Genomic DNA, 15805 nt, shown 5'->3' on the forward strand with positions numbered 1-15805 from the left:
GGTGATCGACGCTGCCCTGACCGCCTCCGTGCCCGTCGTCCCGGCGCACCAGCCCGCCTGGGAACTGGTCCGGCTGCGCCACCGGGCGCTCACCCCGGAACAGCCGCTCGAGTCGGAGGCCGGAGCGGTCTGGGCGTTGGTGCTGGACGGGAGGGTGACGCTCGAGACCACCGGCGACCGCACACACCTCGACGCCGGCGATGCGGTTCTGCTCGACGCGCTCACGCCGCATCGGCTGCTGACCGAGGACGGGGCGAGGGTGGCGACGGCGGATCTGCGGTTGGTGGTGCCGCCGTTCCCGGTGCCGAGCCCGTTGCTGGTGCGGGACTTCGCGAGCCGGCACTACGGCGTGGCCGAGCTGGTCCGGAGTTGCCCGCTCGGGCGGGAGTGCCGGCCGTCGGCGTTCGCGTCGAGCTATGGCGGGCTGATCGGTGCCTCCATGTTGGCCTCCTGGGAGGAGGACGAGCCGCGTGGCTCCGGGACCGACCAGGATCCGGCCGTCGCCGCGGTGCTGGCGGCGCTGGCCGAGCAGCCCGGCGCGGATTGGACCGTGGAGCGGATGGCGGGCCTGGTGCATCTGTCCCGGTCGGCGCTCAACGACCGGTTCCGGAGGGCCCTCGGCCGCAGCCCGGTGCAAGCCCTGCGTGAGGTACGGATGCTGCACGCGCGCCGCCTGCTCGCCGAGGCGGACCGGCCGATCGAGCAGATCGCCCACGCCGTCGGATACGGATCGACGGCCGCGTTCAGTCGGGCCTTCGCCGCCCAGCACGGCGCCGCGCCGCGATCCTGGCGGTCCCCGTCAGACCCGGGCTGACCGCAGCAGGACGAAGCCGATCCCGCTCGCGAACGCGAGCCCGGCGCCGACGAGCAGCACCACGCCGACCGACGAACGGTCGAGCACGGCGCCGCCGACTGCCGAGCCGAGCGTGATCGCGACCTGGAACGCGGTCACCTGCAGCGACAACGCGGACTCGGCGCGCTCCGGCTCCACCCGGGTCACCCACAGCTGCGTCGCCACCGGCACCATGTTGAACCCGACGCCCCAGAGCACCACGCCGACGATCAGGACGACCGGCCCGGAGGCGATCATGGTCAGCAGCAGCCCGAGGCCGAGCAGCACCGGGGCCGCGACGACCGCGACCCGGAGCCGCCGGGTCAACGCACCTGCGGCGAGGTTGCCGGCCAGGCCGCCGACGCCCCAGACGAGCAGCAGCCACCAGCCGCCACCGGGCACGATCCGTTCGATCGCCAGCCTGATGTACGGGTACGCGGCGAAGTTGCCGAAGGCGACGAGCACGATGCAGCCGACCCCGGCGAGCAGACGGCGGTTTGCCAGCGCCCGGCGGAGCATGGCCAGTCCGGCCGACGGATGCGGGGTGACGGAGGGCAGTGTGAAGAACACGATCACCGTGGCGACGGCCGCGAACCCGGCCGCGACCAGGAAGACGACCCGCCAGCCGGCCACGTCGCCGGCCGCCGATGCCAGCGGTACGGCAACGATGGTGGCCACGCTGACGCCGACCGAGAGCGACGCCGAGACCACGTGATCCCGGCCGGGCACGGCGGAGGTCCCGGCCCCGAACGCGAACGACCAGTAGCCCGCGATCGCCGCCCCGAGGATGAGCCGGCCGATCAGCAGGACGACGAACGACGGAGCGACGGCGACGACGAGGTTGGACAGCACGGCTGCCACCAGCAGTCCGATCAGGACGATCCTTCGGTCGGTCCGCGGCAGGATCACGGCGATCGTCGGCGCGGTCAGCGCACCGGCCAGCGCGGTCGCGGCCACCGCCAGACCGGCGACCCCCTCGCTGACCCCGAGGTCGGCAGCCATCGCCGGCAGCACACTGGCCGGCAGGAACTCGCTGGCGACCAAGATCGCGATGCCCACCGCGAGTGCGATGATCGGCGCCCAGGTCGCGAGCGGTCGGTCGAGGGCGGCGGTCTGCTGGCCGGCGGACGGCGGCTCGCACTGAGTGGTCACGGCTCCATGATCGTCGCCGGAGCGCCGTTGCGGTTGATCGTGTGTCGCCATCACTTGATCACGACACCGGATCCGCCGGTTCCGCCCGGCGGCGACCCGCTGGACGGGATGCCGGTGATCTTTTTACTATGCAGGTCCGCATCGTGTTGGTGATCGTTCCGGCGCCACGCTCCTCGGGGACCCGGAGATCGGACCAAGGGAGCTGAGCGTGCCACCGGACCCTGTTGATCATGCCCACCCGCGGGATCCTCGGCTCAGCCGCCGGCTGCTGTTGCAGGCAGGCGGGGTCAGCGCCGCGATGCTGGCGCTCGGGGTGAACGCGCCGGACGCGGAGGCGGAGCCGCTGCCGGCCGACCCGTTCACGCTCGGCGTCGCGTCCGGCAGCCCGAGCGATCGCGGCATGGTGCTGTGGACCCGCCTGGCGCCCGAGCCGCTGGCGGCCGACGGGCACGGCGGGATGCCGCAGGAGGACGTCACGGTCCGCTGGGAGGTCGCGGTCGATCAGGACTTCGACACCATCGTCCGACGCGGCTCGGCGCTCGCGCAGCCGGCCCTGGCCCACGCCGTTCACCCGCAGGTGACCGGCCTCGAGCCGGCGACGACGTACTGGTACCGCTTCCGGGTCGCCGACCGCACCAGCCCGGTCGGCCGCTTCCGTACCCTCCCGGCGGCCGGCACCGAGCCGGAGAAGTTCACCTTCGCGTCGGCGTCCTGTCAGGCCTGGTATCACGGCCACTTCACCGCGCACCGGCACCTCGCGGACGAGGCCGACCTCGATCTGGTGATCTTCCTCGGCGACTACATCTACGAGTACGGGATCGTCGACGGCTACAACCTGTGGCGCCAGGGCGTCGCGGTCACCGAGCCCGAGGAGGTCGAGACCGAGACCCTCGAGCAGTACCGGCTGCGGTACGCCAGGTTCAAGGCCGATCCGCACCTGCAGGCGGCGCACGCCCGGGCCGCCTGGGTGTTCACCTGGGATGATCATGAAGTCGAGAACGGCTACGCCGCGCGGCACAGCAACGACGGCATCCCGACCGACCTGTTCGTGCACCGGATCGCCGTCGCCTATCGCGCGTTCTACGAGAACCTGCCGGTGTCGATCGACCTGCTCCCCGAAGGCCCGAGCACCTCGCTCTACGACAGCTACGACGTCGGTTCGCTGGCCCGGCTGATGTTGATCGACGGCCGGCAGTACCGCGACCGGCCGCCGACCGCCGACAACCGCCACGACCCGAAGCGGACCATGCTCGGCGAGACCCAGGAACGCTGGCTGCACGAGAAGCTGCAGGGATCCACGGCCCGCTGGAACGTGATCGGCAACTCCGTCACCCTGATCCCGGTCCGGCCGGACTCCGAGCTCGACTCCTGGGATGCCTTCCCTGCCGCTCGCCAGCGGTTGATCACGTCGCTGGACGGAGTCTCGAACCCCGTCGTACTGACCGGCGACATCCACCGCGCCGTCGCCGCCGAGGTGCCGGCAGACCCCGCCGACCCGGACGGGGCGAAGATCGCGATCGAACTGATCTGCAGTTCCATCGCGTCCGACGGCGACGGCGCGGAGACCGACGGTTACGCCGACGACTGGCTGCGCTATCCGTACGTGCGCTTCTATCACGCCCGCCGCGGCTACGTCCTGACCAAGATCACCCCGGAGCGGCTGACGGCCAGCTACGTCTGCGTGGATTGGATCGAGGAGGACGACACCGCGGACCGCCGGGTGGTCGCGACCTTCGCAACGCCCGACGGCACCTCGCGACTGGACCAGATCGAAGGAGCATCCTGATGGCAGGACCCGATCCCGTCACCGGGCTCAAGATCACCGGCGCGCTGCGGACGATCACGGTCGGCTGGCAGCCGCTGCCCTGGAGCACGGTCGTCGATCACTATCGGGTGTACGGGATCCAGGCCGAGGGCCGGGCGGCGGAGCGGAAGCTGCGCGGCCTGCCCGCCGAGCTGCTGCTCGCGAAGTCGGTCTATCCGCGCTGGGAACATCGCGGCCGGTCGGCGGCGGGGGAGACCTGGACCTATCTCGTGGTGACGGTCGACGCCGCCGGCAGCCGCTCGCGCCCGTCGGCGGTCGTGACCGGCAGCTCGACGACCTCGATCAGCCACTCCGGCACGCCGCTCGCCGTCGTCGGCGCGTTCGACGGCCGGACCCTGGAACTGAAGTACGCGCCGGGCAGCTACGCGTCGATCCCGACCGCATACCCGGGCGCGGTGATCGATGTCGCGCACGGACCCGACGCCGCCGAACGCTGGCCGTACCTGCTGCCCGGTCCGGGCGACGCCTGGGCCGGTCGCAAGAGCTACACGCTGCACTGGACCGTGGACCTGGCGGCGGCTCCGACCCGGCCGGCGCTGGCGCTCTGGCTGGTCGACACCACCCGCCTCGCCGGCCGGCTCGATCTGCTGATCAACGATCAAGCGGTGGAGCAGCTGGAGTTGATCATCGGCGGCACCCAGGGCTCCCGGCAGGGCGATGCCAATCTGCCCGGCAGCCCGCTGATCCCGTCCTACGACGAATTCGAACTGCCGCCGGATGTGTTCCGGACCGGCGCGAACAAGATCACCTTCACCCTGGCCCAGGGCGGCTGGGTGGCCTGGGACGCCGTCGGCCTGTACCAACTCGACGGCTGATCAGGACCGCAGCCGGGCGATGTCGGCGGACGGCGGCGCACCGAACCGGCGGCGGTACTCACGGCTGAACTGGGAGGCACTGGCGTACCCGACGGTGTAGGCGGCGCCGGCGATGTCGGCCGGGTCGGCGAGCAGCCGGATCCGAGCCTCCTGGAGCCGGAGCTGCTTCTGGTACTGGATCGGGCTGAGCGCGGTGATCGCCTGGAAGCTGCGGTGGAAGGCGGACGGGCTCATCCCGGCCCGGCGAGCGAGCTCCTCGACCCGGAACGGTTCGGCCAGGTGATCACGGATCCAGCCGACGGCGCTCCGGATCCGGCTGAGCGTGCTGTCGGCGAGCCCGAGTTGCCGGACCGGGCCGCCGAGCGGCCCGGTCAGCACCAGCCAGTGCAGCTCCCGTTCCAGCAGTGGGCCGAGCACGGCTCGATCCCGGGGTCGCTCGAGCAGGCGCACCATCCGGCCGACCGCGTCGATGAGCTCCGGCGCGGCGTCGGCGATGGCGATTCCGGACCCGGTCGGCCGGCGTCGCAACGGCGGGTTCTGCAGCAGCAGGTCGGCGATCACGGCCGGGCGGAGGGTCAGCGCGAAGCCGAGCGCGGGCCGGTGGCGGTCGACACCGACGAAGTGCCCGGTGACCGGTACGTCGATCGACGTGACCAGGCACTGTCCGGCGCGGTACTCGTACACCTGATCACCGACGGACATCCGCTTGGCACCCTGGACCATCAGGACGAAGGCCGTGTCGGTGATCGAGATCTCCGGCGCGCCGGACCTGATGATCTTGGAGACGACCGCCCCGTCGGTGATCGCCGTCAGCTCACCGGCGTGCCGCGCGATCAACCGGCCGATCTCGTCCACCTGCATGGATCCAGTCAAGCACGCTGTTGAGCCTCGCGGTCGAGAATTATGCAGGATCAGGCAAGAGATCGACTCGATCACGCTAGGGCAGGCACCGCCGGATCGGTTGACTGGCTGCATGGTGACGAGTGAAGGAGGATCCATGCAGATCGCCCTGGTGATCGGCGGCAGTGCGGGAATCGGGCAAGCGGCGGCGATCGAGCTCGCCCGCAACGGAGCGGGGGTGATCATCACCTACCGCAGTCATCCCGAGGGCGCCGCCGAAACGGTGGCCGAGATCGAACGGCTCGGTGGCCGGGCCGTGGCCCTGCCGCTCGACGTCGGGGACAGCGCCGGCTTCGGAGCGTTCCGGGACCGGGTCGCGGAGACGCTCGCCTCGACCTGGGGCGCCGACCGACTGACGGCCTTGATCAACAACGCCGGGTTCGGCCGGCAGGCTTCGATCGAGGAGACGACCGAGGAACTGTGGGACGCGCTGCACGACGTGCTGCTCAAGGGTCCGTTCTTCCTGACCCGGGCCTTGCTCCCGTTGATCAAGGACGGCGGTGCGATCGTCAACACGACGAGTTCCTCGACCCACGCGACCGGCATCTCGATCGGTTACACCGCGTACGCGACGATGAAGGGCGGCCTGGTGGTGCAGACCCGCTATCTGGCCAAGGAACTCGCCGGCCGCGGGATCCGGGTGAACTCGGTGTCGCCGGGGGTCACCCGGACCCGGCTGGGTGACGACGCCTTCAGCCGGTTCCCGGAGTTGATCCCGGCGCAGGCTGCGCGGTCGGTCTTCGGCCGGATCGGCGAGCCGGAGGACGTCGGCGCGGTGATCGCGTTCCTGGTCCGCGACGACGCCCGCTGGATCACCGGCCAGGACCTGGAGGCCTCCGGCGGCTACGACCTCTGAGGCGGGGGGCCCGGAACCAGGCCACCGAGTGGCGGACGATCTCGGCCCGGTGTCCGGGCGACGGCGTGTGTTCCTGGTCCGGGAACGACCGGAACTCGGAGTGGGGAAGGCTGCTGCTCCACCGCGCGTGCGTTCGCGCGGCCACCCGGTCAGGATCCCCGGAACTCATGATCAACACGGGGGTCGTGGTCCGGGAGGCCAACGGCTGCAGGGAGATCCGGCGCCAGACCTCCGGCACCTCGGTGGCCGACCCGCCGAGCTGGCCGGGTCCCAGAAGGCCGCGGACCGGATCCGGTGATCACGGGCGATGACGTGACCGCCGACCAGGCCGCCCATGCTGAAGCCGAAGAGGTGAAGCCGTTCCGGCTCAGCGACGCCGTCGGCCAGAAGTTGATCAAGGCCGGCGATCACGTCGTCGTGCGAGGTCCGGGCACCCGGCTCGAACCGTCCGGCGGCCCGCTTGGCCTCGAAGCCGAGGATGCCGCTGTCTCGATAGTCGGGGGCGAACACCGCGAAGCCCTCCCGCACCCAGGTATCCAGCGGCACCGCGTACGAGCTCAGCGAGGCCTGCAGGGTCATGTTGTCCGGTCCGCCGTGCAGATCGATCACCAGCGGGTGCGGCCCGGGGCCGGGCGGAGTGAGCACGAGTCCCTCGAGTTCGTCCGCGCCGGACTGCCAGCGGAACAGCTGGGCCGGCCGGTCGGGCCACCAGTCGGGGCCGTCCTGCAACGGCGCCCATGACGTGCGGCCGGTGGGCGTGGTCAGGACGACGGACGGACGGGTGCCGAGATCCTGCCAGACGCTGAGACAGCCGCCACCGGCCGTCGGCGCCGGGCTGACGTGGACTCCCTCGGGCGGCGCCAACCAGCGCGGAGCACCGCCGTCCGGAGCGCAGCCGGCGATCCCGCCACGGATGCCCTGCAGCGCGGCCGTGGCGAGCACGGCGCCGTCCGGCGACCAGACCGGCCTGACTCCCGTACTGCGCAGATCGTCGTCGGGCAAGGGAAAGCGGGGCTCGCCATGATCAAGAACGCCGAGCCGGAACGTGTACGGACCCGGCAGCGCGGTGTGCTGGAACGCCAGCCGAGCCGGATCAGCGGGCGACGGGACGACCGCATCCACCCAGCCGTCGACCCCGGGCAGCCGGTCGGCCAACCCGTCGCCGGACCGGTCGATCACCAGCGGACGCCGGAGGTCGGGCGCCTCCAGAACCACGCCGGGCAGGCCGGAGGAGGAGTACCGACCGAATCCGACCCGGCTGCCGAGACCGACCGGGTCATGCAACGGATCCGAGCCTCGGTGGAGCAGTCGGGCCGGACCCGCGAGCGGCAGCCACCAGAGCTCGCACCGGTCCAGGATCGCGACGAACCCCTCGGGTCCGTCCCAGGCGGCGTCGGTGACCGGGCCGGGAGCGGGCACCGGGATCCCGTCCGTGATCAAGCTCCCCGTCTCGATCACGGCCGACCGGCCGCCCGGCCCGGTGATCAACCGTCCGGCACCGTCGGCCAGCAGCCGCGCCTCCGGCCAGCTGAGCACCCGCCAACCGGACGGTTCCTGGATCACGACCCGGTCCGTACCCCAGAAGCGCACCGTCGCTCGACTCCGCACCGGCTCACCCTAGCCATGATCAGCAGCCAGCGAACCGGGCCGGCCTCCGTCAGGAGACCGGCCCGGCTCAGGGGCGTTACGCGTTACGCGTGGCCCGGCACCGCTCCGTCGACCGTGGCCGGAGCGGTCACGGTCACCGGGGCGGTGGCCTCCGGGTCGCGTTCGGTGTAGCGGCGGACCAGGGTCTCGAGATCGACACCGGTGGTGTTCTTCAACATCTCCAGGGTCTGCACGACGCCGTTGGTGACCTGCTTCGGCATCGCACCGGCGCCGTCGGTGGAGATGACGGTGAGCTTGTCGATCGTGCCCATCGGGGCGGCCACCTCGCGGGCCACCTGAGGCAGGACCTCGATCAGCATCTGCAGCACGGCGGCGTCGTTGTAGGCGGCGAAGGCGGCGGCCCGCTTGTCCATCGCGTCCGCCTCGGCCTGGCCCTTGGCCTGGATCGCGGCGGCCTCGGCGTCGCCCTCGGCCCGTACCGCGTCGGCCTCGGCGATCCGGCGGGCCTTCTCGGCCTCGCCGCGCTTGGCACCCTCGATCGCCTCCGCCTCGGCGAGGGCGGCGCGGCGGGACTTGTCGCCCTCACCGGTGAGCCGGGAGGCCTCGGCCTGCGCCTCGGCGTCCGCGATGGCGGCGGCCTTGCGGGCTTCGGCCTCGAGGATCTCGGCGTTGCGGCGGCCCTGGGCCTCGGTCTCCACCCGATACCGCTCGGCGTCGGCGGGCTTGCGGACCTCGGTGTCGAGCTGGCGTTCCTTCAGCGCCGCCTGGCGTACGGCGACCTTCTCCTGCTCGGTCAGGATCGCCTGATCGCGATCGGCCTGGGCGAGCGGACCGGCCGCCGCGGCCTGCGCCTGAGCCGCATCGGTCTCGGACTTGATCTCGGCCTGCTTCAGCGCCAGCTGCCGGTTGGAGATGGCGATCTGCTCCTCGGCCCGCAGCTGAGCCTGCTCGGCCTCCTGCCGGGCCGCAGCCTCGGCGATGGCGGCGACCTGGCCGATCCGGGCCGCTTCCGGCCGACCAAGATCAGAAAGGTAGCTGCCCTCGTCGGTGATGTCCTGGATCTGGAACGTGTCCAGCACCAGGCCCTGGCCGGTCAGCGAGGACTCCGACTCGTCGGCGACCCGCTGCGCGAACGCGGCCCGGTCCCGGATGATCTGTTCCACCGAAAGGGAACCGACGATCGAGCGCAGCGAGCCGGCCAGCGTCTCCTGGGTGAACGTCTCGATCTCGTCCTGTTGGGTGAGGAACCGCTGCGCGGCGGCGCGGATCGAGTCCTCGTTGCCGCCGACCTTGACGATCGCGACCCCGTCCAGGTTCAGCTTGATGCCCTGGCCGGACACGGCACCGCGGATCTGCACCATGATGCGGCGGCTGGACAGGTCGAGGATGTGCAGCTTCTGGACGAACGGGACGACGAACATGCCGCCGCCCATGACGACCTTCTGGCCGGACAGGTCGGTGGAGATCTCGCCGGTCTCGACGTTCTTGACCGGCTTGCCCTTGCGGCCGGTGACGATGTAGGCCTCGTTCGGTCCCGCCACCTTGTAGCGCGACGCGACGAGGATGGCGAGCAACACCAGGACGGCCACCAGGCCGATGATGGAGATCACCGTGGACGATATGATCATGATCAACTTCTTCCTCAGTTCAGCCGTGCCACCGACACCGAGGTGGCGGAGAGCACGGCCGTGATGTACACAGACGCACCCGCTTCGATGGGCTCCACCGAGCGGGCGTTGAGCTTCGTGATCTGGCCGGCGGCGACGATCCGCACCTCGCCGTAGCCGTCGGACGGGATCGGGTTGATCACCACGGCCTGCCGGCCCACCAGCGAAGGCGTACGGACCGTGGAATGATCACCGCCGCGGCGCAGTTGCAGCGACAGCCACCCCGCCGCGAGGCCGACCAGCAATCCCGCGACGATGCCGCCGCCGATCGCCCAACCGAGGCTGTCGGACAGGCCCAAGATCAACGCGCCGACGAAGCCGAACGCGCCGAGCAGTCCCGCGAGCGCCGCCCCGGACAGCAGGTCACCGGCGAAGTCGAGCAGCCCGTCGAGCAGATCGCCGACGACCAGGAACAGCAGCAACAAGGCAACGCCGACCCCACCGATGATCAGGAAGACGATCACGGCTGACCTGGCGGGCAGTCGGAAGGGGGCGGCACCATGCCCGAATCCTAGGGGTATCCAGGTCACCCCGTGGGGCCGCACCGACGGATCGGAGCGAACCGTTATGCTCTCAACTCCTCAGACAAGTTGTCCGGGAATTCCGAGAGGCGGCGATCATGGCGCGACCCGAACGCGAGCCACTGGCCCGGCGTGCCGCCGCGCAGTTGCTGGACCGGGTGCGGGCCGGTGAATGGGAACTCGGGCGGAAGCTGCCGGGGGAGACCACCCTGGCGGCGGAGCTCGGCGTCGGCCGTTCGACGGTACGGGAGGCGATCCGCGACCTGGCCGGCCGCGGCGTGCTCCAGCCGCGCCAGGGCGCCGGAGTGTTCGTGACCGCCGTCGACGTACCCGAGGACTGGGACGCGATGCTGCGCCGGGCCGGGATCCGGCAGGTGATCGAGACCCGGATCGCGATCGAGTCCGAGTCGGCCGCCCTCGCGGCGCAGCGGCGCACCCCGGCCGACGTACGGAAACTGCGGCGGGCTCTGGCCGAGCGGGGACAGGCCGAACGGGACCTGGCCGACCGGGCGGCGGGCCGGGACGGCTCCGGTGTCGCGGCCCTCGTCGACGCGGACCTCGCCCTGCACCGGGCCGTCGTCGCGGCGGCCCACAACGTGATCATGGTCGACCTGTACGACGGCTTCGTGCCGCGACTCCGGCAGGCCATGATCGAACTGCTCCGGCTGCAGACCAGGAGACGGCCGCTCGAAGATCATCCGGAGCACGCCGACCTGGTCGCCGCCGTGATCGACCGGGACGCCGACGCCGCGGCGCGGCTGAGCCGGTCCCACCTGGACACCTTGAAGGAGACGTTCGCGTGACCGAAACGATCTTGGAGCTGAGCGGCGTCACGTTCCGGCGCGGCACGACCCAGATCCTGGACGGGATCGACCTGACCGTGCGGCCGGGGGAGCACTGGGCTCTGCTCGGCCCGAACGGTGCCGGCAAGAGCACCGTCCTCGGGCTGTGCGGGGCGCTCAGTCACCCGACCAGCGGCACCGTCGAGGTGCTCGGTCAGCGGCTCGGCCGGGTGGAGTTGCAGCGGCTGCGCCGTTCGATCGGTCACGTCGATCCGCGGCACCCGCTGCGGTCACCGCTCGGTCTCGAGGACGTCGTGATCACCGGCGCGACCGGGTCCGTCGAGCTGCCGCTGCGCTGGAGCCCGGCCCCGGAGCAGCGGCAGCGGGCCCAGGAGTTGATCGAGCTGGTCGGGCTCGCCGGCCGCGGCGACGCCCGCTGGACCACGCTGTCGCAGGGCGAGCGGGGCCGGGTCCTGATCGCGCGGGCCCTGATGCCCGGGCCGCGGCTGCTCCTGCTCGACGAGCCGACCACGGGGCTGGACGTAGCGGCCCGGGAACAGCTCCTGGAGACCATCGACGAGCTGGCCCGGACCGGTGGGGATCGTGCTTCCGTCCTGGTCACCCATCACCTGGAGGAGTTGCCGGAGTCGACCTCGCACGCCCTGGTGATCAGCCGGGGTCGCGTCGTGGCCGCCGGCCCGATCGCCGAGGCCGTCACGACGGCGACGATCAGCGAGGCGTTCGGCCACCCGATCAAGGTCGACCGGGCCGACGGCCGATGGACGGCGCGGGCGGTACGGTCCGGCCGGCCGACGCGCGACGCCGCCTGATCGGGCCGTCGGCGGATCGGTCAGAATCGGGGCGTGACCACCTTCAGCCAGTACCCGGAGCCCGACCACACGCTGGTGCACCTGAGCGACACCCACTTCCTTGCTGATCATGGTCCGCTGTTCGGCAAGGTCGACACCGACCGCGGACTGCGGCGAGCGCTGGACCGGCTGCGCACCGAGCTCGGGCGAGCCGACCTGATCGTGATCACCGGCGACGTGGCCGACCTGGGCGAGCCCGAGGCGTACGAACGGGTGGCCGCGCTCATCGAACCGGCGGCGGCCGATCTCGGTGCCGAACTGCTCTGGGTGATGGGCAACCACGACGTGCGACGCCCGTTCTCGTCCCGGCTCTGGGGTACAGCGACCGACGAGCCGCTGGACCGGACGCTGATGATCGGCGGGCTGCGCGTGATCGCGCTCGACTCGACCGTGCCCGGCTACCACCACGGTGAACTCACCGATGATCAACTCGACCGGCTTGCCGAGACCCTGGCCGAGCCGGCGCCGCAGGGCACGATCCTGGCCCTGCACCACCCGCCGCTGCCGACCCGGGTCACGCTGATGGGCCTGGTGGAGCTCCGGGCCGCGGACCGGCTGGCCGAGGTGATCACCGGCACCGATGTCCGGGCGATCCTGGCCGGCCACCTGCACTACTCGACCTTCGGCACCTTCGCCGGCGTCCCGGTGTCGGTGGCCGCCGCGTCCTGCTACACGATCGATCCGCTGCCGGGCGAGCGTCGCTTCGACGGCGTCGACCTGAACCACGCCTTCTCCCTGGTGGACGTGTACGGCGACCGGATCGTCCACTCGGTGGTGCCGATCGAGTCCGCCGAGCCGGTCTCGGCCTACTCGGCGGAGTTCGTGGCCGAGCTCGCGGCGATGACCCCAGCGGAACGGGACGAGGCCTTCTCCCGCAAGGCCCGCTGACCCTTTCGGACCCAGCACGCCGGCCGGGCGTCAGCCCGGCCGGACGAAGCGGGCCGTGACGTCGGCCTCCACCGGGCGCAGCACCAGCCGGAGCAGCCCGGCGAACGCCCACCCCGTCGCCAGCAGGACGGCCTCGGAGGTCAGCACCACCGTCGCGACGGCGACCACCAGCAGCGCGGCGAGCCCGAGCGTCGCCCGCCACTGGGCCAGCTCGGCGGCGGCGACCCGTACGGCATCCCTGGTCCGGAACGAGAAGTACGCGGAGACCGCGAGCAGGTGGCCGGACCAGAGGGCGAGGACGGCGAGCAGGACCAGGTAGATCGGCCGGAGCACCTGGCCGCCGGCGACCGTGTCGGCGTGCGCGACGTTGATCGTGAGCACCGCGGCCACGGCCAGGACCGGCAGCCACCACTTCAGCGTGTCGACCAGGTTCGTCTGCAGTCCCCGCCAGAGGGCGCGGCCGGGGTTCAGATCCGGCGACCGGGACCAGTCCCGCTGCGCGTACAGGGCCGCGGAAAGGGCCGGCGCGACCGGCGCCAGGGCGGCGACGAACAGCGCGGCGTTGCCGACGCTCGGCACCAGCAGCGTCCAGACGACCAGGGTGGGCGCCCCGAGCAGGGCGAGGAAGACGCCGAGGACGAGATAGCGGTAGACGAGCGCTGAGGCCCGGGCGAGGATGCCCCGGCCGACCTCGTCGCGCTGCTCGGTCATGATCATCACGGATGGCCGCGATCGAGCTCGTACACGGTCGCGCGAGCCAAGAGTTCCCGGTCGTCACCGGTACGGCGCTCGGCTCCGACGAGCGTCCGGCGGATCACGGCATGGTGGTCGGTGCTGGACCGGGCGATGCGGAGCTCGACGTCGCCCGGCTCGACGATCCGCTCGCCGTCGAGCCCGATGAACGAGGTCAGGTCGGCATGCAATCCGAACTCCACCCGGACCCGGGCGCCGGGCTCGAGCGACACCCGCTGGTAGGCGACGAGCCGCTGGTCGGGCCTGGTCACCTGCGCCACCGGATCGTGCAGATAGACCTGGATCACGTCGTCGATCCGCCGATCGTCGGCGTTCTCCAGCACGACCGCGATCGTCGTGGTGCCGTCGACCGGCCAGTCCGCACCCGGGTCGTCCACCGGCTGCCACCGCAGCGAGCCGTACGAGAGCCCGTGGCCGAACGGGTACAGCGGGGTCGGATCGAGTCCGGAGACACCGGAGCTCAGGCCCAGCGGGGGAGTCAGGTAGGTCCCCGGCTGCCCACCCGGCACGCGGGGGACGGCCATCGGCAGGTGGCCGCTCGGGTTGATCTCGCCGGTGAGCACCTCGGCCACCGCCGGCCCGCCGCGCTGGCCGGGGAAGAAGGCCTGAACGATGGCGGCACACCGGTCGGCGAGGGCGCCGAGCGCGTACGGCCGGCCGGTCAGCAGGACCAGGACCACCGGAGTGCCGGTCGCCAGGACGGCCTCCGCCAGCGCCTTCTGCTCGCCGGGGAGCCGCAGATCGACCGCGTCGGACCCCTCGCCCGAGGTGCCGCGCCCGAACATCGCGGCCCGGTCGCCGAGCACGACGACCGCGACATCGGCCGCCGCGGCCAGCTCGACGGCCGCCGGGAACCCGTCCCGGCCCTTGTCGCTCACCGCACAGCCGGCGGCGGGCCCGATCACCTCGCGCCGAGCGGCGAGCTCGCCGAGGACGGTGGGGATGTCGATCCCCAGGCCCGAATCCGGATGCTTCACCCCGACGTGCGAGGGGAAGGAGTAGCAGCCGAGCATCGCGTACGGGTCGTCGGCGAGCGGCCCGATCACGGCGACCCGGCGGTCCGGCGCCAGCGGCAGCGTACCGTCGTTGGCCAGCAGGACGACGGATTCGCGGGCCAGCCGGAGGGCGAGCTCGCGACCCCGGTCGCTGTCCAGGTTCGGCTCCTCGGTCGGGACCGGGTCGTAGTCGGTGTCGATCAGGCCGAGCTCGATCTTCTGTTCCAGCACCCGCTGCACCGCGCGGTCGACCAGGGCCTCGTCCACCTCCCCGGCCCGGACGGCCTCGACCAGCGGCAGGCCGTACGCCGAAACGGTCGGCAGCTCCACGTCGATCCCGGCCCACAGCGCGCGGCCGGCGGCGGCACCGTCCGAGCCGGCGACCCGGTGCAGCGTCCGCAGGAAGGTCACCGCGAAGTAGTCCGCCACCACGACACCGTCGAACCCCCAGTCGCCGCGCAGCAGCTCGGTCAGCAGCCGCCGGTCGCCGGCGGCGGGCACCCCGTCGACCTCGGCGTACGAATTCATCACCGACCGGGCCCCGCCGAGGTGCAACGCCATCTCGAACGGGAGCAGGAACACCTCGGCGAACTCCCGCGGCCCCGCCGAGACCGGCGCGTGGTTGCGCCCGGCCCGGGACCCGGAGTAGCCGGCGAAGTGCTTGAGCGTCGCCACGATGCCGGTGCTCTCCAGACCGCTGACGTACGCGGCGCCGATGGTGCCCACCAGGTACGGATCCTCGCCGACGGCCTCCTCGACCCGGCCCCAGCGATAGTCCCGGACCACGTCGAGCACCGGAGCCAGGCCCTGGTGCACCCCGACCGACCGCATCGTCGCGCCGATCTCCTCCGCCATCTCCCGGACCAGGTCCGGGTCGAAGGCCGCGCCCCAGGCCGGCGGGACCGGGTAGGCGGTCGCGCCCCAGGCCGCGAAGCCGGCCAGGCATTCCTCGTGCACCTGGGCGGGAATGCCGAACCGATTGGCCGCCATCACCTGCCGTTGCGCGCGGGCCAGGGACCGGGCGCCGAGACGCGGATCGACGGGCTGGGTGCCGAACGGGCGGGTCAGCTGACCCAGTCCGTTCTCGATCACCTCGGCGAACGGCGGTACGTCCTTGGTCAGGTCACCCTGGTGCGGCGCCACATCGCCGCCGGCCGCGTCGGCCCCGACCCAGATGCCCACCAGTTGGCCGGTCTTCTCCTCGAGTCTCATCTCGGCCACCAGGGCCGCGGCACGGTCCGCACCGCTCAGGCTGCGGTCGTGCCACGGCGCGCCGTTCGGGTCGGTCGCGGCATCCGGGCGGTCAGCGGGCATGGTGATCATTTCCGTTCGTGTGGCGGGT

14 protein-coding genes are annotated in these 15805 nt (G+C 71.9%); 7 read left to right on the forward strand and 7 right to left on the reverse strand.

Annotation, left to right across the window (positions count from 1 at the left end; translation table 11 throughout):
- The first annotated feature begins 1 nt into the window (after window position 1).
- A complete protein-coding gene (locus AC6CCG_RS18240; RefSeq protein ID WP_496656016.1) occupies window positions 2–814 on the forward strand; it encodes a helix-turn-helix domain-containing protein in 813 nt (270 codons plus the stop codon).
- Here the strand turns inward: AC6CCG_RS18240 and AC6CCG_RS18245 are convergent.
- Window positions 800–1984, reverse strand: a complete 1185-nt coding sequence (locus AC6CCG_RS18245; RefSeq protein ID WP_496656017.1) for an MFS transporter — start codon at window positions 1982–1984, stop codon at window positions 800–802. The genes AC6CCG_RS18240 and AC6CCG_RS18245 overlap by 15 nt on opposite strands.
- A 208-nt stretch (window positions 1985–2192) precedes the next feature.
- On the opposite strand from AC6CCG_RS18245, the gene AC6CCG_RS18250 reads away from it, so the two are divergent.
- The gene (locus tag AC6CCG_RS18250; RefSeq protein WP_496656018.1) at window positions 2193–3770 is read left to right on the forward strand and encodes an alkaline phosphatase D family protein; all 1578 of its coding nucleotides are present in this window, start codon (window positions 2193–2195) and stop codon (window positions 3768–3770) included.
- A complete protein-coding gene (locus tag AC6CCG_RS18255; RefSeq protein ID WP_496656019.1) occupies window positions 3770–4624 on the forward strand; it encodes a hypothetical protein in 855 nt (284 codons plus the stop codon). Before AC6CCG_RS18250 ends, AC6CCG_RS18255 begins: the two co-directional genes overlap by 1 nt.
- Here the strand turns inward: AC6CCG_RS18255 and AC6CCG_RS18260 are convergent, their stop codons facing one another.
- Window positions 4625–5485, reverse strand: a complete 861-nt coding sequence (locus AC6CCG_RS18260; protein ID WP_496656020.1) for an AraC family transcriptional regulator — start codon at window positions 5483–5485, stop codon at window positions 4625–4627.
- 136 nt (window positions 5486–5621) lie between these two features.
- Here AC6CCG_RS18260 and AC6CCG_RS18265 point away from each other — a divergent pair, with 136 nt between their 5' ends.
- The gene (locus tag AC6CCG_RS18265) at window positions 5622–6380 is read left to right on the forward strand and encodes an SDR family NAD(P)-dependent oxidoreductase (protein WP_496656021.1); all 759 of its coding nucleotides are present in this window, start codon (window positions 5622–5624) and stop codon (window positions 6378–6380) included.
- A gap of 171 nt (window positions 6381–6551) precedes the next feature.
- On the opposite strand, the gene AC6CCG_RS18270 is transcribed toward AC6CCG_RS18265, so the two are convergent.
- The 3 genes from AC6CCG_RS18270 to AC6CCG_RS18280 form a co-directional block, all read right to left on the reverse strand.
- A complete protein-coding gene (locus tag AC6CCG_RS18270) occupies window positions 6552–7988 on the reverse strand; it encodes a S9 family peptidase (RefSeq protein ID WP_496656023.1) in 1437 nt (478 codons plus the stop codon).
- Between the two features lie 83 nt (window positions 7989–8071).
- Complete coding sequence (locus AC6CCG_RS18275) at window positions 8072–9616, reverse strand: flotillin family protein (protein ID WP_496656024.1); 1545 nt, start codon at window positions 9614–9616, stop codon at window positions 8072–8074.
- A gap of 14 nt (window positions 9617–9630) precedes the next feature.
- Window positions 9631–10119, reverse strand: coding sequence for an NfeD family protein (locus tag AC6CCG_RS18280; RefSeq protein ID WP_496656025.1), 489 nt, complete (start codon window positions 10117–10119; stop codon window positions 9631–9633).
- 155 nt (window positions 10120–10274) lie between these two features.
- On the opposite strand from AC6CCG_RS18280, the gene AC6CCG_RS18285 reads away from it, so the two are divergent.
- Genes AC6CCG_RS18285 through AC6CCG_RS18295 form a run of 3 tightly spaced genes read left to right on the forward strand, consistent with a single transcriptional unit; the run spans window position 10275 to window position 12715 of the window.
- A complete protein-coding gene (locus tag AC6CCG_RS18285; protein WP_496656027.1) occupies window positions 10275–10979 on the forward strand; it encodes a FadR/GntR family transcriptional regulator in 705 nt (234 codons plus the stop codon).
- Window positions 10976–11788 carry an ABC transporter ATP-binding protein gene (locus AC6CCG_RS18290; RefSeq protein WP_496656028.1) on the forward strand — a complete coding sequence of 271 codons (813 nt, stop codon included), beginning with the start codon at window positions 10976–10978 and terminating at the stop codon, window positions 11786–11788. Before AC6CCG_RS18285 ends, AC6CCG_RS18290 begins: the two co-directional genes overlap by 4 nt.
- Window positions 11789–11821: 33 nt before the next feature.
- A complete protein-coding gene (locus AC6CCG_RS18295; protein ID WP_496656029.1) occupies window positions 11822–12715 on the forward strand; it encodes a phosphodiesterase in 894 nt (297 codons plus the stop codon).
- Window positions 12716–12745: 30 nt separating this feature from the next.
- On the opposite strand, the gene AC6CCG_RS18300 is transcribed toward AC6CCG_RS18295, so the two are convergent.
- Both AC6CCG_RS18300 and AC6CCG_RS18305 read right to left on the reverse strand, forming a co-directional pair.
- Window positions 12746–13426 (reverse strand): hypothetical protein, encoded by a 681-nt coding sequence (locus tag AC6CCG_RS18300; protein ID WP_496656031.1) that lies wholly within the window; start codon window positions 13424–13426, stop codon window positions 12746–12748.
- A 5-nt stretch (window positions 13427–13431) separates the two neighbouring features.
- The gene (locus AC6CCG_RS18305; protein ID WP_496656033.1) at window positions 13432–15777 is read right to left on the reverse strand and encodes a beta-xylosidase/alpha-l-arabinosidase; all 2346 of its coding nucleotides are present in this window, start codon (window positions 15775–15777) and stop codon (window positions 13432–13434) included.
- Window positions 15778–15805 lie beyond the last annotated feature (28 nt).

Source organism: Microlunatus sp. YIM B11417, from assembly GCF_059617205.1.